This is a genomic window from Flectobacillus rivi, assembly GCF_030056655.1.
Classification (GTDB): domain Bacteria; phylum Bacteroidota; class Bacteroidia; order Cytophagales; family Spirosomataceae; genus Flectobacillus; species Flectobacillus rivi.
Genome location: NZ_JASHIE010000001.1, coordinates 490,331 through 516,130 on the forward strand (window position 1 = coordinate 490,331; position 25,800 = coordinate 516,130).

At 37.5% G+C, this 25,800-nt stretch carries 21 protein-coding genes; 11 read left to right on the forward strand and 10 right to left on the reverse strand.

What is annotated here, in order from left to right; translation table 11 throughout:
* Positions 1-65: 65 nt before the first annotated feature.
* The 4 genes from QM481_RS01860 to QM481_RS01875 all read right to left on the reverse strand — a co-directional run bounded on the left by QM481_RS01860 (position 66) and on the right by QM481_RS01875 (position 4,082).
* Positions 66-1,241, reverse strand: a complete 1,176-nt coding sequence (locus QM481_RS01860; RefSeq protein ID WP_283380437.1) for an acetyl-CoA C-acyltransferase — start codon at positions 1,239-1,241, stop codon at positions 66-68.
* Positions 1,242-1,293: 52 nt separating this feature from the next.
* Positions 1,294-1,968, reverse strand: coding sequence for a tetratricopeptide repeat protein (locus QM481_RS01865; RefSeq protein ID WP_283380438.1), 675 nt, complete (start codon positions 1,966-1,968; stop codon positions 1,294-1,296).
* A gap of 76 nt (positions 1,969-2,044) precedes the next feature.
* Positions 2,045-2,830 (reverse strand): vWA domain-containing protein, encoded by a 786-nt coding sequence (locus QM481_RS01870; RefSeq protein WP_283380439.1) that lies wholly within the window; start codon positions 2,828-2,830, stop codon positions 2,045-2,047.
* A gap of 250 nt (positions 2,831-3,080) precedes the next feature.
* Positions 3,081-4,082, reverse strand: coding sequence for a LacI family DNA-binding transcriptional regulator (locus QM481_RS01875; RefSeq protein WP_283369705.1), 1,002 nt, complete (start codon positions 4,080-4,082; stop codon positions 3,081-3,083).
* A 179-nt stretch (positions 4,083-4,261) separates the two neighbouring features.
* On the opposite strand from QM481_RS01875, the gene QM481_RS01880 reads away from it, so the two are divergent.
* The 3 genes from QM481_RS01880 to QM481_RS01890 all read left to right on the forward strand — a co-directional run bounded on the left by QM481_RS01880 (position 4,262) and on the right by QM481_RS01890 (position 7,858).
* Positions 4,262-5,335, forward strand: coding sequence for a mevalonate kinase family protein (locus tag QM481_RS01880; protein ID WP_283380440.1), 1,074 nt, complete (start codon positions 4,262-4,264; stop codon positions 5,333-5,335).
* A 229-nt stretch (positions 5,336-5,564) separates the two neighbouring features.
* Entirely contained in the window at positions 5,565-6,440 is an 876-nt protein-coding gene (locus QM481_RS01885; protein ID WP_283380441.1) for a sugar phosphate nucleotidyltransferase, read from the forward strand.
* Positions 6,441-6,499: 59 nt separating this feature from the next.
* Complete coding sequence (locus QM481_RS01890) at positions 6,500-7,858, forward strand: Gfo/Idh/MocA family protein (RefSeq protein ID WP_283380442.1); 1,359 nt, start codon at positions 6,500-6,502, stop codon at positions 7,856-7,858.
* A 241-nt stretch (positions 7,859-8,099) separates the two neighbouring features.
* Here QM481_RS01890 and QM481_RS01895 read toward each other — a convergent pair whose 3' ends face one another.
* Entirely contained in the window at positions 8,100-10,700 is a 2,601-nt protein-coding gene (locus QM481_RS01895; RefSeq protein ID WP_283380443.1) for a carbohydrate-binding domain-containing protein, read from the reverse strand.
* Positions 10,701-11,419: 719 nt separating this feature from the next.
* On the opposite strand from QM481_RS01895, the gene QM481_RS01900 reads away from it, so the two are divergent.
* The 8 genes from QM481_RS01900 to QM481_RS01935 all read left to right on the forward strand — a co-directional run bounded on the left by QM481_RS01900 (position 11,420) and on the right by QM481_RS01935 (position 20,676).
* On the forward strand, positions 11,420-12,646 hold the full coding sequence (locus tag QM481_RS01900) for a pyridoxal phosphate-dependent aminotransferase (protein WP_283369709.1): 1,227 nt from the start codon (positions 11,420-11,422) through the stop codon (positions 12,644-12,646).
* 288 nt (positions 12,647-12,934) lie between these two features.
* On the forward strand, positions 12,935-13,714 hold the full coding sequence (locus QM481_RS01905; RefSeq protein ID WP_283369710.1) for a queuosine precursor transporter: 780 nt from the start codon (positions 12,935-12,937) through the stop codon (positions 13,712-13,714).
* A gap of 385 nt (positions 13,715-14,099) precedes the next feature.
* Complete coding sequence (locus QM481_RS01910; RefSeq protein ID WP_283380444.1) at positions 14,100-14,930, forward strand: glycosyltransferase family 2 protein; 831 nt, start codon at positions 14,100-14,102, stop codon at positions 14,928-14,930.
* A 94-nt stretch (positions 14,931-15,024) separates the two neighbouring features.
* Positions 15,025-16,179, forward strand: coding sequence for a glycosyltransferase family 4 protein (locus QM481_RS01915; protein WP_283380445.1), 1,155 nt, complete (start codon positions 15,025-15,027; stop codon positions 16,177-16,179).
* A gap of 74 nt (positions 16,180-16,253) precedes the next feature.
* Complete coding sequence (locus QM481_RS01920; protein WP_283380446.1) at positions 16,254-17,234, forward strand: glycosyl transferase; 981 nt, start codon at positions 16,254-16,256, stop codon at positions 17,232-17,234.
* Between the two features lie 164 nt (positions 17,235-17,398).
* The gene (locus tag QM481_RS01925; RefSeq protein ID WP_283380447.1) at positions 17,399-18,430 is read left to right on the forward strand and encodes a glycosyltransferase family 9 protein; all 1,032 of its coding nucleotides are present in this window, start codon (positions 17,399-17,401) and stop codon (positions 18,428-18,430) included.
* Positions 18,431-18,447: 17 nt separating this feature from the next.
* Complete coding sequence (locus QM481_RS01930; protein WP_283380448.1) at positions 18,448-19,425, forward strand: hypothetical protein; 978 nt, start codon at positions 18,448-18,450, stop codon at positions 19,423-19,425.
* Between the two features lie 132 nt (positions 19,426-19,557).
* On the forward strand, positions 19,558-20,676 hold the full coding sequence (locus QM481_RS01935; protein ID WP_283380449.1) for a hypothetical protein: 1,119 nt from the start codon (positions 19,558-19,560) through the stop codon (positions 20,674-20,676).
* A gap of 52 nt (positions 20,677-20,728) precedes the next feature.
* Here QM481_RS01935 and QM481_RS01940 read toward each other — a convergent pair whose 3' ends face one another.
* The 5 genes from QM481_RS01940 to QM481_RS01960 all read right to left on the reverse strand — a co-directional run bounded on the left by QM481_RS01940 (position 20,729) and on the right by QM481_RS01960 (position 25,778).
* Positions 20,729-21,931 carry a glycosyltransferase family 4 protein gene (locus QM481_RS01940; protein ID WP_283380450.1) on the reverse strand — a complete coding sequence of 401 codons (1,203 nt, stop codon included), beginning with the start codon at positions 21,929-21,931 and terminating at the stop codon, positions 20,729-20,731.
* A 111-nt stretch (positions 21,932-22,042) separates the two neighbouring features.
* The gene (locus tag QM481_RS01945; protein WP_283380451.1) at positions 22,043-22,636 is read right to left on the reverse strand and encodes a WcaF family extracellular polysaccharide biosynthesis acetyltransferase; all 594 of its coding nucleotides are present in this window, start codon (positions 22,634-22,636) and stop codon (positions 22,043-22,045) included.
* Positions 22,637-22,648: 12 nt separating this feature from the next.
* Positions 22,649-23,557, reverse strand: a complete 909-nt coding sequence (locus QM481_RS01950) for a glycosyltransferase family 2 protein (protein ID WP_283380452.1) — start codon at positions 23,555-23,557, stop codon at positions 22,649-22,651.
* An 11-nt stretch (positions 23,558-23,568) separates the two neighbouring features.
* The gene (locus QM481_RS01955; RefSeq protein ID WP_283380453.1) at positions 23,569-24,723 is read right to left on the reverse strand and encodes a glycosyltransferase; all 1,155 of its coding nucleotides are present in this window, start codon (positions 24,721-24,723) and stop codon (positions 23,569-23,571) included.
* On the reverse strand, positions 24,720-25,778 hold the full coding sequence (locus QM481_RS01960) for an acyltransferase family protein (protein ID WP_283380454.1): 1,059 nt from the start codon (positions 25,776-25,778) through the stop codon (positions 24,720-24,722). Before QM481_RS01960 ends, QM481_RS01955 begins: the two co-directional genes overlap by 4 nt.
* Between the last annotated feature and the right edge of the window lie 22 nt (positions 25,779-25,800).

A 25,800-nucleotide genomic window follows, 5' to 3' on the forward strand; every position in this document is an offset into this window, starting at 1 on the left:
TTGCAGATAAAACGAATTCTATTTGACGCACTTAATTTTTTGTTTAAAACCTCTACCGATTGAAGTTACATTTTTTCGATCACAATAGCCGAAGCACCGCCACCACCATTGCAAATACCTGCTGCACCAATACGACCACCTTTATGTGTTAAGGCACTTATCAAAGTTGTCACAATACGTGCACCCGAAGCCCCCAGTGGATGACCCAATGAAACGGCACCACCCAAAATATTGATTTTATGTTGTGGAATATCCAACAATTTTTCAAATGCCAAAGGTACAACAGCAAACGCTTCGTTTACTTCAAACAAATCAACTTCTTCTTTGATAAGCCCTGCCATACGAATCGCTTTGGGCACTGCTACGGTTGGCGTTGTTGTAAACCATGCAGGTTCTTGTTCGGCATCAGCAAAGCCAATAATTTTTGCTAATGGAGTCAATTTGAGTTTTTCAGCTTTCTTTTTTGACATTAAAACTAGCGCAGCAGCACCATCATTCAACGTAGAAGCATTGGCTGCGGTGACTGTTCCCTTTTTCTCAAAAGCGGGTTTTAAGTTAGGAATTTTCTCAAAATTGACATTCTTATATTCTTCATCCTCCGAAATCATTACGACTCCTTTACGAGTTTGGACTTCAACAGGGATAATCTCGTCTGCAAAATAACCTTTTTGTGTAGCCTCAGCGCTGCGACGGTATGATTCAATCGCAAAATCATCTTGATCTTCGCGCGTGATACCGTATTTACGAGCAGTTTTGTCTGCAAAGATACCCATTGCACAATCATCATAGGCATCTGAAAGACCATCTTTTTCGAGACCATCGACCAAAGTACTTGAGCCGTATTTATAGCCAAAGCGAGCGCGTGGTACATAATATGGAGCATTAGACATACTTTCCATACCTCCAGCCACGATTACATCTGCCATTCCGAGCATGATACTTTGTGCTGCAAAGATAATGGCTTTTGCGCCAGATGCACACACTTTGTTGATAGTTGTACAACGTGTTTCGTGTGGGAGACCAGCTTTGAGTGCCGCTATACGTGCAGGAGCTTGTCCTAAGTTTGCAGAAATAACGTTACCCATAAGTACCTCTTCTACTAGCTCTGGTTTGATTCCAGCTCTTTCAACTGCGCCCTTTATGGCAATACTGCCCAAATCTGTTGCCGATAAACTCGATAAAGCTCCGCCAAAACTTCCGATAGGAGTTCTAACGGCTGAGACGATATACACTTCTTGCATAATAAAGTTAAAGTTTGGTATTGTAATGGTGGTTAAATAGTAATCTTAGGAATTACCAAGATTGTTTCATGTTAGACTTATTCTTCTTGAGTAATCCCTTTTTTTGCTGAATATACTGTACTTCGTTATTTTTCATAGCTTCTAGGATACTCCTAGCTTTTTCAGGGGAAAGTCCGTAATTCTTGAGCGTTTTCAACATTTCATCCTGTGCATCTGTGTGCTCCACTTCGGCGTGATTGGCGCTTGGTGGTGGCATGGATTTAGACTGTTGCTCAGGCTTAGGCTCCTCGGAGGTTCCTCTAAATTTGAGTTTTAATAATTCAAAATTGAAACGGGCAATTTGGTTTTGGGGATTAAGCTTAAGCGCTTCTTTAAAATAGACTAATGCTTGAGCACTGTCTTTGAAAGCACTACTAATTACGCCCAGTTGACAGTAGGTTGTTGAGGACATTTTGTAATCTTCGAGGTGAATCAGCCGTTTATACATGCTTTGTGCACGCAAGGTATCTTCAGATAGCAAATACACATGCGCTTGGTTTAGCACAACCTCGGGAGGAGTAAAATAAGAATTGTCCGATATTGTCTGGTAATATTTTACAGCATCCTTATATCTTTTTTCTCGAAATGCCCTTTCTGACTCTATTTTAGCCAGATTTCGAGCACTTACCTTAGTAAAGGACGCATTTTCTAAAATCCAGAGGAATATGTAAAAAATAAAATAATTCAACTTATTATACCCTAAGTAATATTTTATGCAAAAATCGTATAAAACTGCTCTATAAAAAACTTTTAACCTAAATTTTCTACAACTGGAAAGTCCTCACTGTAAAAAATACGTCTATGCCTAGCAAAAATAGTGCAACAACTAAAAAGTAAAAATACTTATTGGCTGTCACCGTAACAGTTCGTTGGTCAATTAAATTGGCAGAAATATTTTCGATTTGTTTTATCAAATCAACAAAACTATCTGACACACTATGCACTTCAAAATAGCCTCCTCGTGTTTCAGCAGCCATTTTTCTCATCAAGTCTGGCTCTAGCTTTGTTACTACGACATTACCATCTTCATCTTTTTTGAGTGATTTTCCTTCCTTGATTGTACTACCTTCGGCAGTGCCCACCCCAACAGTGAAAAGGTTGACGCCATTTCTTCTAATTCTGTTGAGTAAGCTGTAATCAAGGTTTCCAAAGTTTTCACCATCACTCATCAGTACGATAACTTTGGACTTATTGCTTGTTTTGATTTTGGTAAGTTTATCCAAGGCTAGTTCCAAAGCTGGAGTAAAATTGGTGCCACCAGCAGGTAAAAGTTCAGAATTAATTCTTGGAATAAATAAATTGATGGCATTATGGTCAAAGGTAAGTGGTGAAAGCATAAAAGCATCTTCCGAAAATACAATCACCCCTATCCTATCGCTTGTAAAATGATTAACAATACGACTAATTTCAAATTTTGTTTTTTCAATTCTACTTGGTTGGACATCAGTGGCATCCATAGATTTGGACACATCTACCAACAAAAATATATCTCGACCCTCAGCTCGAATGGTTCCATTAATTTCACCAAAAGACGGGTCTAGTAATGCCAAGATAAGTAAGGTAAAATAGCAACTTCTTAGTACAAATTTTAAGATACTCGACCGTGCCACGGTTTTTAATTTTCTGGCAATTAAAAAAACCCTGACAAGGTAAAAAACATATATGAGAATAAACAGGACAATGAACATTCTCTCGGTTTGTCCCAAATCAGCATTCCAGTTCATATCCTAAAATTGTACAGAACTTGCTAGAAAAGCAAATTTTAGCATATCCAAAGCAAAATTCTCATTAACGAATCCATCAAATTCTAACGATTAGCTTTGAACGTATTATCACTTCTTCACGTACGTAGTCGTCTGGTTTTTTCATAGCCTCCACCAATAGATTCGCTGCTTTGGCTCCCATTTCGTAAGGAAATTGCTCGATACTGGCAAATGGAGGTTTTTCGAGATACTTACAAAAACTTAAATTTGAAAAACTTACAAAAAATATATCTTGGTTGATTATCAATCCTCGCTCTTTGGCAATCTGCATGGCGTCGAGGGACATATAATCGTGGAAAGCAAAAATCGCTTGTGGAGGTACTGCCAAATCCAACAGTTCATGTGTTTTCTTAACGGTATCCTCAAAACTCAAATCTGTGGTTTTGATATAAATTGGATTGAGTTCAATATTATGCAACTTGAGCGCATTGACATACCCCATCAGTCGTTCATTGGACGACTGCATTGTATTTGGACCGTTTAATAACGCAATTTTTGTCAACCCTTTGTTGAGCAATAATTCCACTGCCTCAAACGAAGCCTGCGTGATGTCGGTATATACACAACTATTGGGGAGGCTTTTTACAACTCTATCAAAAAACACCAAAGGAATTCCTTTGCGATTTACCTCCAAAAAATGACGATGATTGTAAGTGCCCGAACCCATCGACACGATAATACCGTCGACACCATGTTTCATAAGTGCTTGAATGGCTTGTTCTTCTCGCTCAAAATCATCCCTAGATTGTTGCAAAACAACCCTATATCCTTTCTCAAAAAGTATATCCTCAATACCTGTAATGGCCATTGAGAAAAACTGCTCAGTGAGCCAAGGCACTACAACACCCACGTTTTTGGTAGACTGTTTTTTTAGGTTTATAGCGGTGGTATTAGGGCTATAATTTAGCTCTTTTGCCAACGCCATCACATCTTCCCGCATCTTCAAACCAATACGTGGATGGTTTTGCAAAGCTCTCGAAACCGTTGAAACTGAGGTTCCTAAGCGCTTCGCCAATTCTTTCATAGTTATCTGACTCATAAGCTTTTATCAATTGTGCAAGCAAGTTAGAACTTTTGCACAAATTGCACAATCGGTTGCACGCTTTTGCACAATCGGTTGCGCAGTCAAATTTCTTATTCAAAGCCCACTTGAAGCATATTTTGATAAGCTCAGAAAACTATCTTTGTTCAAGGATTAGCTTACCCAATTTTCCAACTATGAAAGATTTACATATATCAACTCCTGGCAGAATTTGCTTATTTGGCGAGCACCAAGATTATTTAGGCTTGCCTGTTATCGCCGCTGCTATTTCAAGACGTATTCATATTGAAGGACGAGTTACCAACACGCCTTCTGTTCATATTCAATTACCTGATATTCAATCTGAGGAATCCTTTCCTTTAGTCGAAACAGTTATTTATCATAAAGACCGAGATTATTTCAAAAGTGTTTTAAATGTATTGAGAAGAGAAAAAGGTATCTCTTTTGAAAAAGGCATTGAAGCAAAAGTATATGGCAATATCCCTATCAATTCTGGCACATCGAGTTCGTCGGCATTGGTAGTGGCTTGGACACATTTTCTACTAAAAACAGCTAATCATCCTATTGACCCAGTTGAAATCGGACAATTAGCCTATTTAGCTGAAGTAGAAGAATTTGGCGAGCCAGGCGGATGTATGGACGAATATGCGACATCGATTGGTAATATTATGTATTTGGAAACCAAGCCAAATATTCTGGTAGAAGCCTATCAAGCGTCACTGGGCAAATTTGTCCTTGGTGACTCACTTGAGCCTAAAGATACCATCGGGATTTTGAAGCACGTCAAATTTGGTATGCTCGATGCCATCAATAAAATCAAGCAAGTCTATCCAGATTTTCAATTAAGTAAAGCGCCTATCGAAAGCGCCGAACAATATCAATCATTGCTGAATCCAGACGAATATGCACTGTTTTATAGCAACCTTTCAGACAGAGATATTTTGCGCACAGCCAAAGCCATGTTTGAAGGAAAAGATACATTTAATGATGTAAAATTGGGACAGTTGTTGAGCGCTCATCAGGACAACTTGAGAGACGCAAAACGAGTTTCTACACCTAAAATTAATAGAATGATAGAAGCTTCCCTAAAAGCAGGAGCTTTGGGAGGTAAAATCAATGGCTCAGGAGGTGGAGGCTGTATGTTTGCCTATGCACCCACCAACACCGAAGCCGTGGTAGAAGCCATCGAAAGAGAAGGTGGCAAAGCCTATATCATCGAAGTGTCAGAAGGTTCGAAAGAAGAGATTTAGTCATAAACAGACAGCAAAATATCATTACCGATTTATCAAATAAGTTAGTGGGCTAAATGAAATTAATTTTACCCGCAATAGGCATTAAGCCAAAAAGCTTTTTTGAACTCATTGGGAATATTTTTGCCTAAAGCCCATTGCTGAAAGTCGAAAGCCCAAAATGTATCAATTCTGATAACTGATACACTAATAACATCTTATTACCATCAAATCATACATCCAATTTTCTATGAAAACTCAAAGAATTGTAATCCTTGCAGGGGGTGCAGCTACTCGCATGAAAAAAGCTGCACCTGACCTAAAAGACCTAGACCCGACTTTGGCTAATCAAGCAGACACGTTGACAAAAGGGATGATTGGTCTGGGGGATTCGGGAAAATCTTTAATAGATTATCAGTTAGAAAATGCCTCAAATGCAGGATTTAATGAGGTTTTGATGTTACTTCATCCAGACGATGATTTTACACAACAGTATTACGAAAAACTAGCGCAAGAAGGTAATAGTTGGGGCATACATTTTGTATTTGCCCGACAACATATTCATGCAGATAGAGTAAAACCCGCAGGAACTGCCGATGCTGTTTTACAAGCATTAGAGCAACATCCTGATTGGCAACAAGGGCGAATTGTAGTTTGTAACAGCGATAACTTGTATTCGACACAGGCTTTTGAAGCACTTTGGCATAGTCCAAATCCCAATGCTTTAATCAGCTATGATAGAGATGCTTTAGAGTTTCCACTGGAGCGAATCAAAGCATTTGCCATTGTAGAACCGGATGAGAATAATTATTTACAAAATATCATAGAAAAACCCTCAGACGAACAAGCAGAAGCTATTGCTCAACGCTATGGTCGCATTGGGGTAAGTATGAATGCTTTTGTATTTGAAGCCTCAGATTTGTTTCCTGCGTTACAAAAAACTCCTTTTCACCCTGTAAGAAATGAAAAAGAATTACCAACGGCTTTGTTAATTATGACCAGAGAATTGGGAAAACCTATTTCTTGCATTCCAATGGCAGAAAATGTACCTGATTTAACCTCAAAACAAGATATATTAGTAGTACAAGAATACCTCAAAAAAGTAAAAACATTGACATTACATTAACAAAGACTTCAGAAAAGTCGATACCTCATAATTTACCATTTAAACCCAAATAATTGGCAATGAAAAATAATACACTTCAACGACGCGATTTTATTCAAAAAGGAGGCTTAGCCTTGGCAGCAGGGCTGGTTTTACCGAAAGATGTCTTTGCTAAAAAAGACGACCGCAAGGTGCGTCTTGGTTTTATTGGCACAGGTCTCCGCGGGCGAAACCACCTTGCCAATGCCATGGCATTTCCAGAGGTGGAAGTCACTTGTATTTGTGATATTGACCCTAATGCCATTGCAAAAGCTCAAAAAATTCTCAAAGACAAAGGCCGTAAGGAAGCGGCGACTTATGGAAAAAATGAGAAGGATTTTGAAAACATGGTAAAACGTGATGATATCGACGGTGTAATTATTGCCACACCTTGGGAATGGCACGTACCGATGGCATTGGCGACCATGAATGCAGGAAAATATGCAGGCTTGGAGGTATCTGCTACAGTTAAATTGCAGGAATCATGGGACTTGGTGAATACTTTTGAAAAAACAGGTTCTCACTGTATGTTGCTCGAAAACGTATGTTACCGTCGTGATGTGATGGCGGTGCTCAATATGGTACGAGAAAATCTATTTGGTGAAATCACCCACTTAGAATGTGGCTATGAGCACGATTTGCGTCATGTAAAATTCAATGATGGTAAACAAGCGTATGGTGGTGGTGTAGAATTTGGAGAAAAAGGCTTTAGCGAAGCCAAATGGCGTACACAACACTCGGTAGACCGCAATGGTGACCTTTATCCTACACATGGTTTAGGACCAGTTGCCGAAATGATTAATATCAACCGTGGGAATCAATTTCTGTATTTGACTTCTATGGCGTCGAAGGGAGTCGCATTGCATAAATACATTGTTGACAAAGGAGGAGCCAATCACCCGAATGCGAAAGTCAAATTCAAACTTGGGGATGTGGTTCAAACAATGATTAAGTGTGCTAACGGAGAAACCATCTTAATTACGCATGATACCAACTCTCCTCGTCCGTATTCGCTTGGTTTTAGAGTACAAGGTGATAGTGGATTATGGATGGACGATGGTAACCAGATTTATGTAGAAAACGTATCTGCCAAAGCAGACGTTTGGGAGTCGGATGAGGCATATATGAAGAAATATGATCACGGTATTTGGAAAAGATTTGAATCTGAAGCTGTTGGCGCAGGTCACGGAGGAATGGACTATTTTGTTTTAAGAGATTTTATTAATTCTGTTAAAAACAAAACTACCCCTCCTATCGACGTGTACGATGCCGCTGCTTGGTCGGCGATTAGTCCATTGTCAGAAATGTCGATTGCCAAAGGTTCAGCACCAGTTCAAATTCCTGATTTTACTCGTGGAAAATGGAAAACGAATAAGCCAATTTTCGGGTTTGAAGTTTAGACTACATTTCCATTGAGTGAATGGCGATTGAGTGGATGAGTGATTATTTTAAACTGTTAAAAAACTAAGTCCAAAACTAAGTCTTGAACTAGTAATTTCAAGTTTTTTATAGAAATAAAAAGGTGGTTGAAAAATAAATTTCACCACCTTTTTTCATGCTAAAATTCGTAAACGCAAGGTATAACCATTTGATTATGAATATCCTCAAATAAAGAATATACTATTAACTAATAACATCCTCCTAGAATGTTATGGTATTCACTGTGCTAGAGGTGGAAGTCGTAGTAGTTGATTTCAGCGTCGCACCAGAAGTAGAATAGGTTCCTCCTGTATATAAACCCCAACCCGATGAACCTCCAACATAACTGCCTCCTGTATATGCTCCTCCAAAATAGATTTTGTATTGAGCTCCTTTAGCCATACTCGGCGTCGAAACATGGAAATATCCAGAAGCACTTTTAGGCTTGAAGGTTACAATATCTTTTCCATTCGCATCTTCAATATGAAATAACGAAGAAGTTGCCACCGATGCACTGGATTTTATAAACATACCCACTTGTGTAGAAGCCGTCCCCATCGCTTTTGTCATATTACTGGCTGGCTCTGCTCCCATCAACGTTCCTCCATTAACCAAGAAATTTCCATTCACGTCAATATCTTCATTTCCGTTGGTAATCACATACCCTCCACTAATCGTAAAATTACCATTGCTATCTATTGCATCAGAACCAGTCACTATCAAAACGCCTCCTGTAACCTTCAAATGACTATTATCGTTTGATTCTGTACCACCAGAAACAGTTCCGTAAGATGTATTGATACCGTCATTGCTGGCAGTTAAGTTACATACACCACCTGCAATGGTAATGAAAATTGATTCCATGCCCTCATACGACTTGGTAACATTAACATTTCCATCATTAATCGTAATAGAAACGTCTGATTTGAGACCGTCATCTCCTGCCGAAATATTGAGTGTACCGCTATTCATTACAAAAGCGCCATCACTTTTGAATCCTTTGGGATCACTAGTATTCGCCGAATTATACGTGTAGGTCGTACCAGTTGTTGTAATAGTAGTTGTACCACCATTTATGGTCGCAGTTCCATCAACTGTTATACCTTTCGCTCCTATTCCAGAGCTTGTAATGGTCAAATCACCTCCTCGTATTGAAAGGTTTTTATCACAGTTGATACCCGCTGGCGCAGCAATATCAAGGTCTGTGGTATTATAATAGGCAGCACCTGTGGTTGTAATCTTAACCGTTCCAGAAGTCAGCGTAAAGTCTCCCCCTGTTTTGATACCTTTCGAGCCCTTGCCAGATACAGTCAAGGTCACAGCATCGGAAGTGCCAATAGTGGTATAACTTTCACTTTTGATGGCATTACCCTTTTCTCCTGAAGTATTTACGGTAATTTTTCCTCCTTTGATTAAGACATAAGGAGTAATTGTAGCATCAGTACCTTCGTACGATGCAGTAATTCCATCATCAACACTCGAAACATTGATCGTACCACCATTTACCACAATATATCCTTCATCAGCCTCTATCCCATCGCCAGAAGATGTGACCGATAATGTTCCATTATCCATCTGGAAATAATCTTTGGCATGAACACCATCACTAGCCGCAGATTTAACGATGATAGTTGCTTCACTTATGGAGATATAATCGTCAGCTGCGATGCCATGTTTGTTATTTCCAGTAACATTCAAAGTACCTGTGCCCTTAAAGAGTAATTGTCCTTCGCTAAAGAATGTTCCTTTTTGATCTTCGCTACTGGTAGTGTAAGTGACACCATCCACAAGCGTATTGGTGGTTCCAGCTACAATATTAATCGTACCTTTTTTACTAGATTGAACATTAATTGCAGGCCCTACACTATTGGTTACACTTAGCCCTTTCATAGCAATATTGTATTTGTAATCACTGTACAACTTGAAACTTCCCTTACTAGCGGTTCCTGACAACAAATAGACAATTTCCTTGGTTGTATTGGTCGATTTTACGGTTACATCTGCTCCACTTGTGGTTACAGTTACGCCAGCACTTTGATATGGATTACTTACCGAAGCGGTTGTTCCTGAATACACAATTACTACGGTATCAACAGCTGGAGTGGCAGTTCCTGAGCTACCAGCGGTAACGGTAATAGTGATAGTACAGGTCTGTCCACCAAAGCTTAAATTAAAGGTAGCAGTCCCCGCAGAGGTTGGCGTACCTGATATTTTGTAAGTCAATGTGCCTGAACCAGCAGCAAGCGTTCCAGCATCTAATGTTGCTATCAATCCTTCCACTCCTGTCGAAGATGCCGTTGACACATCATAAGTACCACCATTAGCACCAGTGTACGCCAAAGTCGCAACTCCTGTATAGGCTGTGCCACTCACACCTGCTGAAGGCACAACACTACTTAATACCAAGCTTGATACAGTTGCTTTTGAAGCCACAACAGGTAAGGATAGCGTACAAGATTGTCCACCCAAATCAATCGCAAAAGTAGCAGTACCAGCCGAAGCAGGCGTTCCTGTAATTACGAAGGAAGCTGTACCACTTCCGCTCGTCAGTTGTCCCGCCGATAAAGTTGCTGTTAGACCTGTTACCCCTGTAGACGCCACAGGAGTTCCCGCTTGATATGCCGCCCCATTTCCGCCTGTATAAGGAACTGTCGCCGTGGCAGTGTAAGATGTTCCACTCGTTGCCGTAGCTGAAAAGGTAGCATCACTACAATTTAATCCTGTAATACTGGCAGAAGCAGTAATATCATCAGTCTTACACGACTGGATACTTAAGATGAAGGTTAGCAATAAGCTAAACGCAATAAAGATTCTTTTAGTCATAAGTATGTGTTTTTAGGAAATATATTGGTGCAAAATTTTATGTTATCCTGCTACATCAACTGACCAGAAAAGCAATAAAAACGTTACGGCTTTTTTAAAAACAGTTCACTTTATAACAACACTATTTAGAAAGATTATAAAGTAAAAAGGTTGTTTAAATCAAAATAAAATGGTATTTATCATAATTAAAAACATTTTCATGTTACTGAAAATAAATACATTACAATAAAAAATCATCCCAAAAAAATAATTTTAATTTTTCATGTCATTTAAAAATATCAGTAAAACTATAGCCATAAACTTTCTGTTAATTGTAGACAAATACGTACAAAACGTATACTCTTTTATCTACACAAAATCTTATGTTTTGAGTAAATGTGCTGAGTCCGAGCCCAAATAATCGATTCGAAACACCTAGTTTGTTTACAAAAAATATCTCTAGTGCTTAAGTAGGATTCATATTTTTTTCGGAACTTTACCGCTATTACTTATTTGAAACAAAACTATTTAGCCCCAAGCTTGAATTTAGTCAAGAACAGCCATCTAGTTTACGGTATTGAAGTGTCGCAAGAGGAGTTTGAGTACAACCAAGTCTAGTATAAAAGATGTAGTGTTAACCAACCCAAATAAATCAATTAGCAGATTCTCTTTCCCCAACCTAGGTCCTATTCTCGTCTATTTTCCTGCCGAACGACTAGATATTTCTTACAAAAGCAATTATGGAAATCCTAAAAAGTAGTCGCCTTGACGCGCTCCGCTACGACATTCGTGGTCCCGTTTACGAGAAGGCTCTCCAATTACAACGTGAGGGCTATAAAATCACTTCTCTAAACATCGGCAACCCAGCGGCATTTGGCTTTGAGACACCAGACGAAATCATTCATGACATTATCATGAATATTCGCAATGCTCAAGGTTATGCCGATTCTAGAGGGTTGTTTGCCGCCCGCAAGGCCGTTATGCAGTATTACCAAAGTCGCGGCGTAAGAAAAGTCGAAATCGAAGATGTGTTCATCGGAAATGGGGTAAGTGAGTTGATCACAATGGTAATGACTGCTTTGTTGAATAATGGAGATGAAATTTTGATACCTTCACCCGATTATCCACTTTGGACTACTTCGGTAGGACTTGCAGGTGGTACTCCTGTACATTATGTATGTGATGAGGCTTCGGATTGGAATCCAGATTTGAAAGACATCGAATCTAAAATTACCAAGAAAACCAGAGGTATCGTTTTAATCAACCCTAATAACCCAACGGGAGCAGTTTACGAAAAAGAAATTGTAGAAGGAATTGTTCGTATTGCTGAAAAACATAAATTGATTGTTTTCGCAGACGAAATTTATGATAAAATTTTGTACGACGGAGCAGTGCATCACACCACGGCAGGTATGTCTGAAGAAACCCTCATTATTACCATGGGTGGTATGTCTAAAAACTACCGTGCTGCTGGTTTCCGTGGAGGATGGATGGTATTGACAGGGGCAAAACATAGAGCAAAATCCTATATTGAAGGTTTGACTTTTATGGCTAGCATGCGTTTGTGTGCCAATGTAATCACCCAATACGGTATCCAAACAGCGCTGGGAGGTTATCAGTCTATCAACGATTTGGTGATTCCAACGGGTCGTTTGTACAAACAAATGAATTTGACACACGAAAAATTGGTGGCTATTCCAGGAGTGTCTTGTGTAAAGCCTAAAGGTGCGATGTACCTTTTCCCAAAATTTGATTTAAAACAATTCGACTTCAAAAATGATGGTGATTTTGTATTAAGTCTGTTGGAAGAACAACGTATTTTGGTTGTGGCTGGAACGGGATTTAACTTCAAAGAACCAGACCATTTCCGAATTGTATTTTTACCACATTTGGAACAATTAGAATTAGCCCTCGGTAAAATCGGGACGCATTTCGAAAATCATAGAAAAGGTAAGCCTAAAAGTTGATTTTTCTGATTTGAAGATTTGAAAATGAAAATTTTTCTTGCAAAAGCATCTGAGTAACTTCAGATGCTTTTTTTTGTATTTGTCCCAAAAATTAATCGATAATACAAAACTCTCCAGCAAACACTTTTAAGCTTTTATAAGTTAAACCTCTAGCTTTCGAACCCTTCTGTTTGAACTTTTACGGGTTTGTTTGTATTTTAGAACTAAAATCTATCTCAATAGTGGTGATTTTACCCTAAAACCAACAATTCAACTAATAAATAGCTTTATTCTTAAGCGCACTAACTTATGCACATCGAAACTTCGACCTTGGACTCGAAACGTACTAAACTGTATATCTTTCTTTTTGGAATATTCCTTACCAATGCCATTGTAGCCGAAATTGTTGGTGCCAAGATTTTTTCAGTAGAAAAAACTTTGGGTTTTGAACCACTTCACCTCAATACCTTTTTTGGCATTTGGGACTTAAATCAAACCGCTGGGGCACTCAACTGGCCATTTGTTTTTATTACTTCCGATATTATCAATGAATATTTTGGTAAAAAAGGCGTAAAACGTATTTCTTATTTGACGGCTGGTTTCATCGCCTATAGCTTTTTGATTATTTACGGTGCAACCCTACTAGTACCAGCAGACTTTTGGCTGGATGTCAACAAAGGCGACCATAATTTCAATATCAATGAGGCTTTCGCCAAAATCTTCCGTCAAGGATTAGGTATTATCACGGGCTCATTAAGTGCATTTTTGATTAGTCAAATTCTGGATGCGTATGTATTCCACTCGATTAGAAAAGTAACGAAGGGTGAGAAGATTTGGCTTCGAGCAACAGGCTCTACCTTAGTATCGCAATTGATAGACAGCTTTGTGGTGATTGGTATTGCCTTCGTGGTATTTGGTAACTGGACAATAGACCAATGGATTTCTACTTCCCTCAACAATTATCTTTACAAATTCTTCTCGGCTATTATCATGACACCACTCATTTACCTAGCCCATAATTTGATAGATGGATATTTAGGAAAAGAACTATCTGATCAACTCATTTCTGAGGCGGGTCAGCAGGAGTAGATTGTAACCAAACATGAGTCATCTCGAATTTTTAGGATTGGGATTATTCTCCAAGTTTTTATCAAAAAGCGGTCGAAAAATATTTTTCAACCGCTTTTTTGATAATACGATACTAGATATAACTTGGCTTAAGACGCAATCATTGTGTCTCTACTGATGGAATACAAATTTTTACATAATCACTCACTCGCTAAATCACTAAATCGCTAAATTCGGGATGACTCATGTTTAGGTTTACTTTAAAATGTATATTCATACCCTTCACGTGCATATCATACCCTTTCCTTAAACCATCCTCCTAATTCCTATAATTATCTTTGCTTGCTCAGCATTTTCCTAGCATTTTTGTGGGCTCGTTGTCTAAACAATGTTAAAAAATTGATTTATGGAAAAATTGCCTAAAGTAAGTATCCTTGTTCCTGTGTATAATCATGGTAAATTCATTGCTCAAATGTTGGAGGGAGCACTCGCACAACAGGTGAATTTTGAGTATGAAATTGTCATTGGCGATGATGCTTCTACAGACAACAGTGCCGAAATCATTCAGGCGTATAGCCAACGTTATCCTCAGATTAAAGCCTATTTACATGCTACCAATCTTGGACCAAGTTCTCCTCGAGAATTAGGTGGCAAAAACAATGTAGCCTTTATTTTTGGCAAAGCCCAAGGAGAATATATCGCTTTGTGCGAAGGCGACGATTATTGGACAGACCCACAGAAACTCCAAAAACAAGTAGATTTCCTAGATCAGCATCCTGATTTTGCATTAACGCATCATCAGTTGGAAGTAATTTATGAGGATGGCTCCGAAAGTCACCCTTTTAATCATTCAGACCAAAAAGAAGTTTCGACACTTGATGATTTATACAAGGATGAGGAATGGATTTTGGGTACTGCAAGCACTGTTTTTCGAAATGTTTTCAAAAATGGGTTAGCTCCTTGGTGGTGGAAAAGCGCTAGTGGTGATATCGGAATTTTTATGCAGGCAGTAAAATTTGGCAAGATAAAGTACTTTCCCGAAACAATGGGTTGCTATCGCAAGCATCGTGGCGGCATGACCAATATTCATACTCCTCAGAATTACTTTTTTCTGGAAAATAGAAAACAAATGTTTGAAGCATTATTGGCGGAGTCTGACGAAGACTTACAAAAAACTTTAACTAAAACCATACAGCGCTACGAGGAAATCCTTGAAAGTTTGAAATTATCCCAATAAGCCTGTCATTCTTGCGATGAACGAGTAGAAGGTTCAGAGAATCCGAGATTATTTTGTAATTTTGAAATCCAAATTTCCGTCGAGGCTTATTTTTATGATACAAAACATACTTTTTGTGGGTCATGATGCCAATCGTGCAGGCTCTCAAATTTTATTACTTAGGTTTTTAAAATTATTAAAAGCGTATGGTAAAGTACAGTTTTCGATACTTCTCAAGCACGACGGCCCTCTAGTTCAAGAGTACGAAGCAGTTGCCCCAACTTATATTCTTCATCAAGAAAAACCTGTCGGACTCAAAAGTCAAATCCTACAAAAAATTAAAGCTAAAATTGGGCAAACTACCTCAGAGGTTAATCCCGTTTGGCAGATGCTAGCTAGTCAAAAATTTGATTTGATTGTTTCCAATACCTTTACCAATGGAGATATTTTTGAAGAATTAAGTCAGTTTAATTGCCCTATTTATTCCTATATCCACGAACTTCGTATGGGTATAGAGATGTACAATGGGACTCAACAAGCAATAGACAACACCCTTCGTGGCACTCAAAAATTTATTGCTTGTGCCAATTCAGTTAAACAAAATCTCCTTCAACAGTTTGGAATTCCTGAGCAACAAATAGAGATTTTGTGTTCACTACTCCCCGAATCTGCACAACAATATCAGATTTCTAGCACTAAAGTAAATGCCCTTAAACAAGAACTTGGGATACCTCAAGATGCATTTGTTGTAGGTGGTATGGGCACTATTGATTTACGAAAAGGAACCGATTTGTTTGTTCAGCTTGCACATATTTTGCAGCATCAAAATACTTATTTTCTTTGGGTAGGTGGCTCTCATTCACAAAATGACTTTAAGATTTTTTCTATTGATGCACAACGCTTAGGCTTACAAAACATCAAGTTTGTGGAAGCTGTGAGCAATCCACTAGATTACTTGTCAGTTTTCGATATTTTTGCACTCACTTCTCGCGAAGACCCTTATCCATTGGTAGTTTTGGAGGCTGCTTTATTACAAAAACCGATGGTTTGTTTTGAAAAAGCAGGTGGCGCCCAAGATTTGATTGAGACAGATGCAGGCATGATAGTCCCTTATCTGTCGTTAGAAGCCATGGCAAATGCCGTTAGGATTATGAAGGAAAATCCAGAAATTCGTACAAAAATGGGACGAATAGCAAGGGAGAAAGTTCTTCAAAGACATTCGACAGAAAAAGCTTTTCAAGAATTTTTGACAATTTTACAAATTTCATAATAGTTCAAAACCGAACCCGAAACCAACTTAATTTGAATGGCATAACCTGCCAATAGTATTACCGAAATACAATTATGACTTTAGCATTCACCATTTGTTCGATTAACTATTTGGCTCAAGCTCAAACATTGGGTCAATCGTTGCAAGAACAAAACCCATCCATAGAATTTGTGATTGGTTTGGTAGATAGACTCGACAAAGTGGAGCTTGAACCAGACAAAATTCCTCCATTTCAAATGCTCGAAATTGACAAAATCAATATCGAATCGTTTGAACAAATGTGTGAGATTTATAATATCACGGAGCTTAATACCGCAGTAAAACCCTATTTTATAGATTATTTTTACAAAAATCGTCCTGATATTCAAAACGTTATCTACTTTGACCCCGACATCATTGTTTTTGACAGCTTGAAACCACTTGAAGATTCTTTGAAAAAATATCCGATGGTGGTGACGCCACATATCTGCTCGCCTATCAACGATGATTTGAATACCAAAGAAACTGACCATTTAAGTACAGGACTATACAACCTTGGATTTATCGCCACATCAAGAAGTGAAGCGACCTATCACATGGTGAGTTGGTGGAAAGACCGCTTAGAAAAAGACTGTAGAATTGATCTTTGCAATGGCTTATTTGTAGATCAGCATTGGATTAATTTTGTGCCTCTGTTCTATCCAAATGACGTATTGGTAGATAAATACCCTGGCTACAATATGGCCTACTGGAACTTACATGAGCGTACAGTGAGTATAAGAGATGGCAAATATTTTATCAATGGCAAGCCTCTGATTTTCTTCCATTATAGTGGATATGAGTTGAAAAAGCCGAACGAAGTTTCGAAATACCAAAACCGTTCTAGCTTTGAAAACAGACCAGATATCGTTCCATTGTTTCAATATTATGCTCAAAAGCTGAAAGATAATTTTAATGATTATTATATTAAAATCCCTTGTTTTTACATCAAACCACCCAAAATAAAACGTTATAAACGTGTCAGAAAAGTATTACAAATGCCTTTCCGTAAAGTGGTTTCCCTATTAAATCGTTAATTAATACGCTTTAGACTATAAGCTGTAGGCATTTTTTCATGATTTCATTAGAAACACTTTTGAACTTTCAGCTTACGGCATAGTGCTTAGAGCCTAGCCTAGAGCGGGTAAAATTAATTTAATTTTGCCCACTAACTTAATTTCAGACAAATCTTAAAGTAAAAATGGGTATTCAGCGTTTTATTGACCTCTGGAAACATCGCTATAACAAATATATACTTCAACAATATGTCCCAGCTTGGAGATTCGTTCAAAGCTATTTGTTGGTTCGTAGGATTAAATTAAATAATCCCAAACAACAAATGATTGGCGTGCTTCTGGCAGAACATTTTGGAGATATTGTAGCAGCAGAGCCCCTTTCTCGCATTATTAAACAGAAGCATCCTGAAAGCAAAGTCTTTTGGATTGTTCGCAAACCATTTAGAGAACTCATAGATAGTAACCCCAATATTGACTACACTATTGAAGAAACCAACTTATATCAGAGTATTCTCACTAGCAAGCACCATAACTTTGATGTTTTTTATAATCTTCACATGCCTGAGTTACGCTTCCATATACCGACGCTTACATTTTTGACTAATCCGTATGCTGAGCAACTTGGTATTCATGTAAAAAACTACTTTGAATTCGGAAATTTATTAGAAGTGTTTGCTAAAGTGGGAGGTTTACCATTGAGTCAAGAAACTCCCAAAGTTTATATTAGCGAGAGTGATAGACAAAAAATAGACCAGCAAGCTTTACCTCAAAAATTTGTTGCGATTCACTGTCACTCCAACTTTTCGCCAAAAGACTGGCAAACGTTCCATTGGGAAAACCTTATTCAACGCCTCTATGAGCTTGGTTATCACGTTGTTGAAGTGGGTTTAAAAAGTAGTTTGAATCAATCGTTGCCGGGATATATCAATTGCTGTGGGAAATTTAGTTTGCTCCAAACAGCCGAAATTATCCGTAGAGCACAGTTTTTTATGGGCGTAGACAGTGGCCCTGCGCATTTGGCAAATGCCGTTGGGACGTATGGCTTGCTGTTATTCGGAAAGTTTGTACATTTTGACAAATATCTTCCTTACTCAGGTGGATACGCAACCAATAATGCCATCATGATTACAGACGGGCAAAAACCTTGTGCTGATTTACCATTTGAAGTAGTTTGGAATGCTGTAGAAAAACATATTCAAAACACTTCAAAATCCTAACATTACCCCATTAGAATATGATACAGTTAGTCTATACAGTTTGCTCAATTTCTCAAATACCATTTGCGTTAGCTTTGGGCGAAGACTTACAAAAATACGAACCCAATACACAATTTGTCATTGGTCTTGCAGATCGCCTGCCTAGTGATTTGCCTACCTTAGCATTTCCTATCATAAGTGCAGATGAGTTAGGATTACCTTTTTTATCAGAAATGGCAGAAAAATATACCGTCGATGAACTTACCCGTTCATTGAAGCCTTATTTTGCCTCATTTTTAGAAAAAAAGCATCAAGCAAACAAAATTATTTTTCTTGAAAGCCAAACTCAACTTTTTCAGTCTTTATCAAAAACATGGGAAATTCTTGATGAATATGATATTGTTTTGAGTCCTAATATTACACAACAACGTAATCCTAATCATCCTATTAATGAACCAACATTTTTGAATGCTGGACTTTATAATGCAGGTTTTTGGGGCTACAAACCAAGTGTGCAAGCCAATAACTTTTTGACTTATTGGAAAGAAAGAACAAAAGAAAAAGGCTATTTCGATTTTTGTCATGGGTTTGGTGCAGAACAACTATGGCTAAATTTTATTCCTATTTTTCAAGAAAATGTATACGTACAATCAGAAATAGGCGTTCATTATCACCCATACAATTGGATCGAAAATCCGCTCTCAATAGACGAGAATGGTAGTTATGTCATCGCTCAGTCATTTCCGTTACATATACTTCAATGGCAAAATTTGTCTTTAGCTACACAAAAAGGCTATTTCAAAAATCAAATTGGGCTCAATGAATCAACCCTCAAAACCTTAAAGAAATTACAAAGTGCTTACCTCACAAACCTCAAAAAGTATAAAGGATTCGAACGTTTTGTGCCAAGCATGGGTAAAATAGACCTCAAACCCTCTAAAAACTTTTTGAGTAGTGCTATCGAAAAAGGGTGTTTAAAAATGATTGATTGGATAGAAGAGTTTGAAGCCCAGTAACTTAATGGAATATGTCGCAGAGAGTTGAGATTCGGCATGTTTTTTGTTCTTTCCAATCGTTAGTTATTTGCAAAGTAGTAATCAATCTTATAACCTCTACTACGGAATCCACAACATTCCTTATTCCTTACGATGGATACAAATTATTCTCAAAATATCCTAGAACCTGAAGATTCAGAAACAGCATACCGTGCTATGAGAGACTCTATTTTACAGGTTTTTCATTTGGGTACTAAAATTGCTAAAGAATCTAATCCAGACCATGAATTACAAGTTTCATGGGATTTGGCAGATACCTCTTTAATGAACTGGATAAGTGATACTCACTGTTATTTAAGCAGAAAAGGGCACAAACTCCAATTCCTAGCTCGTCCATCTAAGCTCGACATTATCAGTTTTACTCTCAATGAAGGCGATAAATTACTGATTTGTAGTGAAAGTTTAAGACAACATTTATCTGATAATGAAATTGATGAGATTTTGCAGAAAAGTAATACTCCTGAAAATGGTATTCAAAATCTGCAAAGTACGGTAGATCCTCAAAAGAAGCTCAAAATCAATCTTGTTATACTGGAAGTTATCAATAGCAAAACGCCAGAAGAAACTCCAGTAACAAAACCCATAGAGCCAGTTGTAGCAGCGAAAACTGAGCAAAAAAACATTCCAACAGTAAGTAAACCTAAGGACAAAGATAAAGAAACGAATTCGCTCATTCTTTGGACAAGTTTAGGCTTAATCGCAGGAGGAATAGCATTCTTTCTTTGGTACAATTCTAATAGTCATCGCTTAAATGGAGATTCGGTACCAATTATCGACTCTGTTCAGCTTAACAAGGCTAGTAATAGCGACTCTGCTGCTATTGCAAAAGCAAATGCACAATTGAGCGAAGAACTAGGCATTGATACCAATAGTAGTAATGTAAGCGCACCTTCAGGTTCCAATAGCGCATCAGAGACCACACAAAAGCCTAGTACATCAACAGAAGAATTCCAATCATCAGATAAAAGTACCACTGAAGGTTCTTCTTCAAAAAGTAATACTAGAAGCAAACGAGCTCTTACTCAAGACGAAGCTGTTCTTCAACAAGAGTTATTAAATCAACAAAAAGCAAAATGGACTGCTATCAGAGATGCCCTCAAGCAAGAGGTAGATAATGGTTCAAAAGAGAGTATCGACAAGCTCAAAAATAGTGAAATGGTACTCAATAGAATTGATAAAAAACTTAAAGAAACGACGAAATACCTTCCCTAACACCATAAAAAACCCTGTTAGCATGCTAACAGGGTTTTATTTTTTCTTAATCTTAACGAATCTCTAAAGCAGGTTTTCCTAACTTTTTCTCTTCCAACAAAATTGCTTGCTGTTCTTGTATCTCTTTTTGTTTCTGTGCCTCTGCTTCTGCCGCATCGAGTAACTCTTGACGTTTGGCGTTTCTGGCTTTCAAAATATGTGATAACCACATATATAATCCAAACAAGCCTCCAAGAATATATAGCGATGTTGTATTGTCAGTATTTTTAGTGATAAACAAAAATGCAATTGTCGACACCACCGTAAATACCCAAAGTACTACCGAGGCCTGAAGGTGAGTCATACCACTGTCAATCAAGATATGATGCAAATGGTTTCTATCGCCTACAAATGGAGATTTTTTATCTTTTAATCTTACAATAAACACACGAAGTGTATCAAAGATTGGAACAATCAATACCACAATAGCTAAGATAGGCGCACTAAACAAAGCATTTGGGTCAAAACGGTAAGCGATGTTTAATTGTACAAACTTAATGGCAAACATTGTCAGCAAGAAACCAACAATGAGTGACCCCGTATCACCCATAAAGATTTTAGACGTTTTGGAATAATTAAAACGTAGAAATCCAAAAAGAGACCCTGCCATTGACGCTGCTAAACATGCCATGGCAAAATAGCCATTCAAATAAAACCATAAACCAAATAATCCGCCACAAATCATCCCAATACCACCCGCTAAGCCATCGATTCCATCAATAAGGTTGATGGCATTGATTAAGGCAATAAATACAAATACCGTCAGCGGAAGACTCAAAATATAAGGCACTTCATCGATACCAAAAATTCCAAACAGATTTTCGAGACGAACATCCCCAAATACTACAACCAAGGCAGATGCAGCGATTTGCACATACATTTTTTTCTTCGGAGATAGAACCAAAATATCATCTTTGACCCCTAAGAAAAACAAAATCACCATAGCTGAAATAGAAAGGTGCACAAATTCACCTTCATCTGGATTGCTCCAAAGAAAGTAGCTGATAAGCGTGGATGCAAAGATTGCGACACCTCCTAAAGTAGGTGTTTTTTTGATATGGGAGCTTCGTTCTCCAGGCTCAGCCATCAGGTTTTTCAAACGAGAAATTTTAATAATTACAGGTATAGCTGCCACCGAAACAATAGCTGCTACTATCGCTGAAACTATAATTTGAAAAAGCCTATCATTGTATATTTCAGTAAAAATACTATTCATAACCACTTAACTATGTGCCCTAAAGTTCAATTTTTAGCAAGAGCAATTTCGGAAAAACTCCTTAAATTTAATTATCGAATTTACAACTATTCTATAAAACAACAAGAATTACTAAGTTAAAATACTCCTATCTCTAACCTTAACCGCAGGATTACCCTGGTATATAGAGTACGAATCTAAATCTTTGGTTGCAATAGAACCAACAGAAAGTACGGCATGTGAGTAAACGGTCACATTAGGACAAACAACAGCTTTGGCACCAATCCAAGCACCCTCTTCTAGTTTTATTTCCCCAATCATTAATCCAAAGCCTGAACTTTTGTAATTATGATTGCCCGTCAACAACATTGCTCCTTGTGAAATACAAGTATGATTTTCCAAACTTACCCACGTATAATTATCAATCCACACCTCCTCGCCTATCCAAACAAAATCCCCAATTCGTAAAAACCAAGGATATTTGATATTTACCTTAGGCTTTATCATAACACCTTTGCCTATTTGCGCCCCAAACAACCGTAATACCCAAATCTTTAGACTAACAGGAATGGGCAAGTAATTATTGATTACGCAGGTATTCACCAAAAACCAAAGGATAATCTTTGCCTTCGACCCTGGTTTGTACCACGAATTATCATATTTAGACAAATCTGTTTTAAACATTGTCTTCAAGTTTACGCCAACACTATTTTCGTTTCCCTTCATGTATTATTTTAACTACGAACGAAGGTTCTTATTATACTCTTTTTGAAAAAAGTCAACAATCGCGTTTTTATCTTTTCCAACACGCTGGTAAACCTCATATATTTTGGCATCTACTAAAAAACGATACCAGAAGCCTTGTAAAAAATGCCATACCAAACCTTTAGTTCCATCCAGAAATCCTAATCTAAAAAAATACCTATAGATAAAGTACATGAATGGACGGGTAAATAAAGGTAATGAGGCATATTTCATTTTCAAATACCTTTTCCGTTGTTCTTGAGAACCGAATAATTTTGGCTCGACCGACTCAAAATCCCTAAAATCATATTTCATATTGAGTAAGTCTATCACTTCTCTAATCGCATACAAATTATGCTTTTGAGTCCACCAAGTCAAATTATTCAGATTATGGTCTACAATATCATGCGAAAAGTTCTGAGTAATTCCTTCTGTAATTTTGATATGCTCATCCATCCAAGTTTCCTCGCAAACGCCTCGTCCATTTCTCCAAATTCTGAGCAACCAAATAGGATAATAAGCCCCGTGACGAATCCATTTGTTAAAAAACATCACTCGGCGTTTTACATAAATACCCGAAATCTGATCATTCAAGCCAGCTAGTTTACTAGAAATCTCTTCTGACAATTCAGGCATGATATACTCATCCGAATCCATGCGCATCAACCACTTGGTCTTGTGAGGGTTATTTTCAATACCAAAATTAAACTGCTGTGCATAGTTTACCCAAGGATTGTACTGCACAATCGCACCTAATCTTTCTGCAATTTCTACCGTTTTGTCGGTAGAGCCAGAGTCAACGATAAAAATTTTATGGGTAAATGGCAAAATCGATTTAATACAACGGGCAATATGTTTTTCCTCATTAAAGGTTAGGATAATTACCGATATATCTTGTTGCATATTGCAATGGTTTATTTCATAATTTTTAAAAACTCACTCATGATACGCTTTCCTACCACACGAATATCATATTGAGTTCTGACTAAATGCTGTCCATTTTTAGCAATCTTATTGGCTAACTCAGCATCGTCGAGAAGACGATTAATGCCATCTTTGATAGACTCCGTAGTAAGATCAACTATGATGGCTGATTCAGTTGCAATGATATTGTCAGCAAAGCCAACTTTGTCAGACAATACCGATGGAGTTCCTGAAACTAAAGCCTCTAAAGTGGCAATCGAAAATCCTTCCGAATGAGAAGGTAGTACAAACACATCAGCGTCGGCAAAGGCAGCCAATTTTTCTTGTCCAGTTTTCATGCCAATCCATCTAATATAGGACTCAGCCTGATGCTGTTTGATAAACGCTTGAGTTGCTTCCAAATAACCATCGTCGGGACCAGCTAAGGCTAAAATAAAGTCTTCTCGCTCTTTTGCTAATTCATAAATTGCAGGAAGCAGTAAATCTAAGCCTTTTTTGATATTGATTCTACTTAAAAATAAGATAACCTTTTTATCTCCAGAAAAACCTAGTTCTTGTGCAAAATATCCTTTATCTGGTAAGTTATCGAAGGGTTTTAAGTCTATACCATTCGGAATCATGACAATATTGGGATGGCTCTCCCCTATAAAATTGGTTACATCACGTAATTCATCTGTATTGAACACATGAATCATTTCAGCTTTTTGAAGGGCATTTTTCTGAAAAAGCCATCGGAATAATCTCTTTTTCCAATAGCCATTTCGATAAGCCCAAGGGTCTAGCAAGCCATGCACAGTAATACATTTTGCTACTTTTAGGTTCAATAAAAAGGGCGCTACACTACCAAAATGCCAAATACCGTGAATATGTATTACATCAAATTTTTCGCCATTCTTTTTTAACCATTGATACAATTCAGGAGAAAACTCTGCCCAAATACGAGCCAAACTATGTCGCTTACAGCAAACAATCTCAGCACCATCAGGTACAGGATAAAGTTTTTGTCCTTCAGAAATAGGTGTCAATATCGTAACCTCCGCTCCATTCGCTAATTGTACAACAGCATTGTCGTAAATTACTTTGGGAGGTCCACCAATATCCCAAGTATAAGCACAAATATGTAAAATTCTTAAAGATTGACTCACTTGAAAATTTTGCTTAAATAAGAGGTAAGTGGTAATTCTAATTTTTTGTGCAAAAACACTGCCACCAAAATATTGATGACCACAACCACATAATTATATAACGACATTTGAAAGGCGTCTAGAGTGACACCAAACATATTAGGAATCCTATTTAAAATCAATAAAAAGGGAAAATGTATCAGATAAAGCACATAAGATGCGCTACCTACCGAAATGAAAAATGAAGGAGCTATTAAAAAGCCTGCTTTTTCAATGTTTATAGAACTAACAAGTATCATAGAGGCTGCTGAACCAAAAATTAAAATTCTTTTAAAATTGTCATAGTCTCCCACAAAATCTCCCCATAAATAAATTATAGATACTGCTATAATTACAAGAAATATAGATATGATAGGCGAAAATCTAATTTTATCGTAGTAGTATGAAATAAGAATACCCATTAAAAATTCGTAGTTATAATTACTAAATACGAAATTATAATATGAAAAACCATTTTCAGGGTCAAATACAGGATGAACGATTGAATTATGAACTGTTAATCCCAAAATTGTAGCTGGAATTATCCAAAGTCTCTTAGATAAAATTACAATTGAAAATAGGGCATAAAAATATATCTCATAACTCATTGTCCATGTTACAGGGTCGATCGCTACATGTTTGGGTAATAAAGTATAGGTTTTAAAATGAGCCCATATCCCAATATTACTGTAGGTTTCAAAACTTGTCACCTTCAAATAATTGGATAAAATTAATTGTAACAGTTGAATTCCTCCAAGGACTATCCAATAAATAGGATATATACGAATTATACGTTTTTTCCAATATTCTTTAAATTTAGTTGGATTTCCTATATATGTTTTGGTAGTATAGCTAATGATAAAACCGCTTATAACAAAAAACAAATCAACTCCTGCAAACCCTTTTCGAAAAAAGTCTGCAAAAATAACCTGAGAGGAATTTACTTTTAAAAAACCTGATACATGGTAAATTAACACTACGACAGCAGCAACACCTCGTAAAATTTGAATAGAATTGATGACTTTTTTTGGAGACATATAGATTAATCGCAAAAGCAAT

Bases quoted from the DNA above. Each gene is read 5' to 3' on its own strand.
- QM481_RS01935 (WP_283380449.1), top strand. From the start codon at position 19,558: ATGGATACAAATTATTCTCAAAATATCCTAGAACCTGAAGATTCAGAA.
- QM481_RS01885 (WP_283380441.1), top strand. From the start codon at position 5,565: ATGAAAACTCAAAGAATTGTAATCCTTGCAGGGGGTGCAGCTACTCGC.
- QM481_RS01900 (WP_283369709.1), top strand. From the start codon at position 11,420: ATGGAAATCCTAAAAAGTAGTCGCCTTGACGCGCTCCGCTACGACATT.
- QM481_RS01950 (WP_283380452.1), bottom strand. From the start codon at position 23,557: ATGCAACAAGATATATCGGTAATTATCCTAACCTTTAATGAGGAAAAA.
- QM481_RS01915 (WP_283380445.1), top strand. From the start codon at position 15,025: ATGATACAAAACATACTTTTTGTGGGTCATGATGCCAATCGTGCAGGC.
- QM481_RS01960 (WP_283380454.1), bottom strand. From the start codon at position 25,778: ATGTCTCCAAAAAAAGTCATCAATTCTATTCAAATTTTACGAGGTGTT.
- QM481_RS01940 (WP_283380450.1), bottom strand. From the start codon at position 21,931: ATGAATAGTATTTTTACTGAAATATACAATGATAGGCTTTTTCAAATT.
- QM481_RS01945 (WP_283380451.1), bottom strand. From the start codon at position 22,636: ATGAAGGGAAACGAAAATAGTGTTGGCGTAAACTTGAAGACAATGTTT.
- QM481_RS01930 (WP_283380448.1), top strand. From the start codon at position 18,448: ATGATACAGTTAGTCTATACAGTTTGCTCAATTTCTCAAATACCATTT.
- QM481_RS01880 (WP_283380440.1), top strand. From the start codon at position 4,262: ATGAAAGATTTACATATATCAACTCCTGGCAGAATTTGCTTATTTGGC.
- QM481_RS01910 (WP_283380444.1), top strand. From the start codon at position 14,100: ATGGAAAAATTGCCTAAAGTAAGTATCCTTGTTCCTGTGTATAATCAT.
- QM481_RS01920 (WP_283380446.1), top strand. From the start codon at position 16,254: ATGACTTTAGCATTCACCATTTGTTCGATTAACTATTTGGCTCAAGCT.
- QM481_RS01925 (WP_283380447.1), top strand. From the start codon at position 17,399: ATGGGTATTCAGCGTTTTATTGACCTCTGGAAACATCGCTATAACAAA.
- QM481_RS01860 (WP_283380437.1), bottom strand. From the start codon at position 1,241: ATGCAAGAAGTGTATATCGTCTCAGCCGTTAGAACTCCTATCGGAAGT.
- QM481_RS01890 (WP_283380442.1), top strand. From the start codon at position 6,500: ATGAAAAATAATACACTTCAACGACGCGATTTTATTCAAAAAGGAGGC.
- QM481_RS01905 (WP_283369710.1), top strand. From the start codon at position 12,935: ATGCACATCGAAACTTCGACCTTGGACTCGAAACGTACTAAACTGTAT.
- QM481_RS01875 (WP_283369705.1), bottom strand. From the start codon at position 4,082: ATGAGTCAGATAACTATGAAAGAATTGGCGAAGCGCTTAGGAACCTCA.
- QM481_RS01895 (WP_283380443.1), bottom strand. From the start codon at position 10,700: ATGACTAAAAGAATCTTTATTGCGTTTAGCTTATTGCTAACCTTCATC.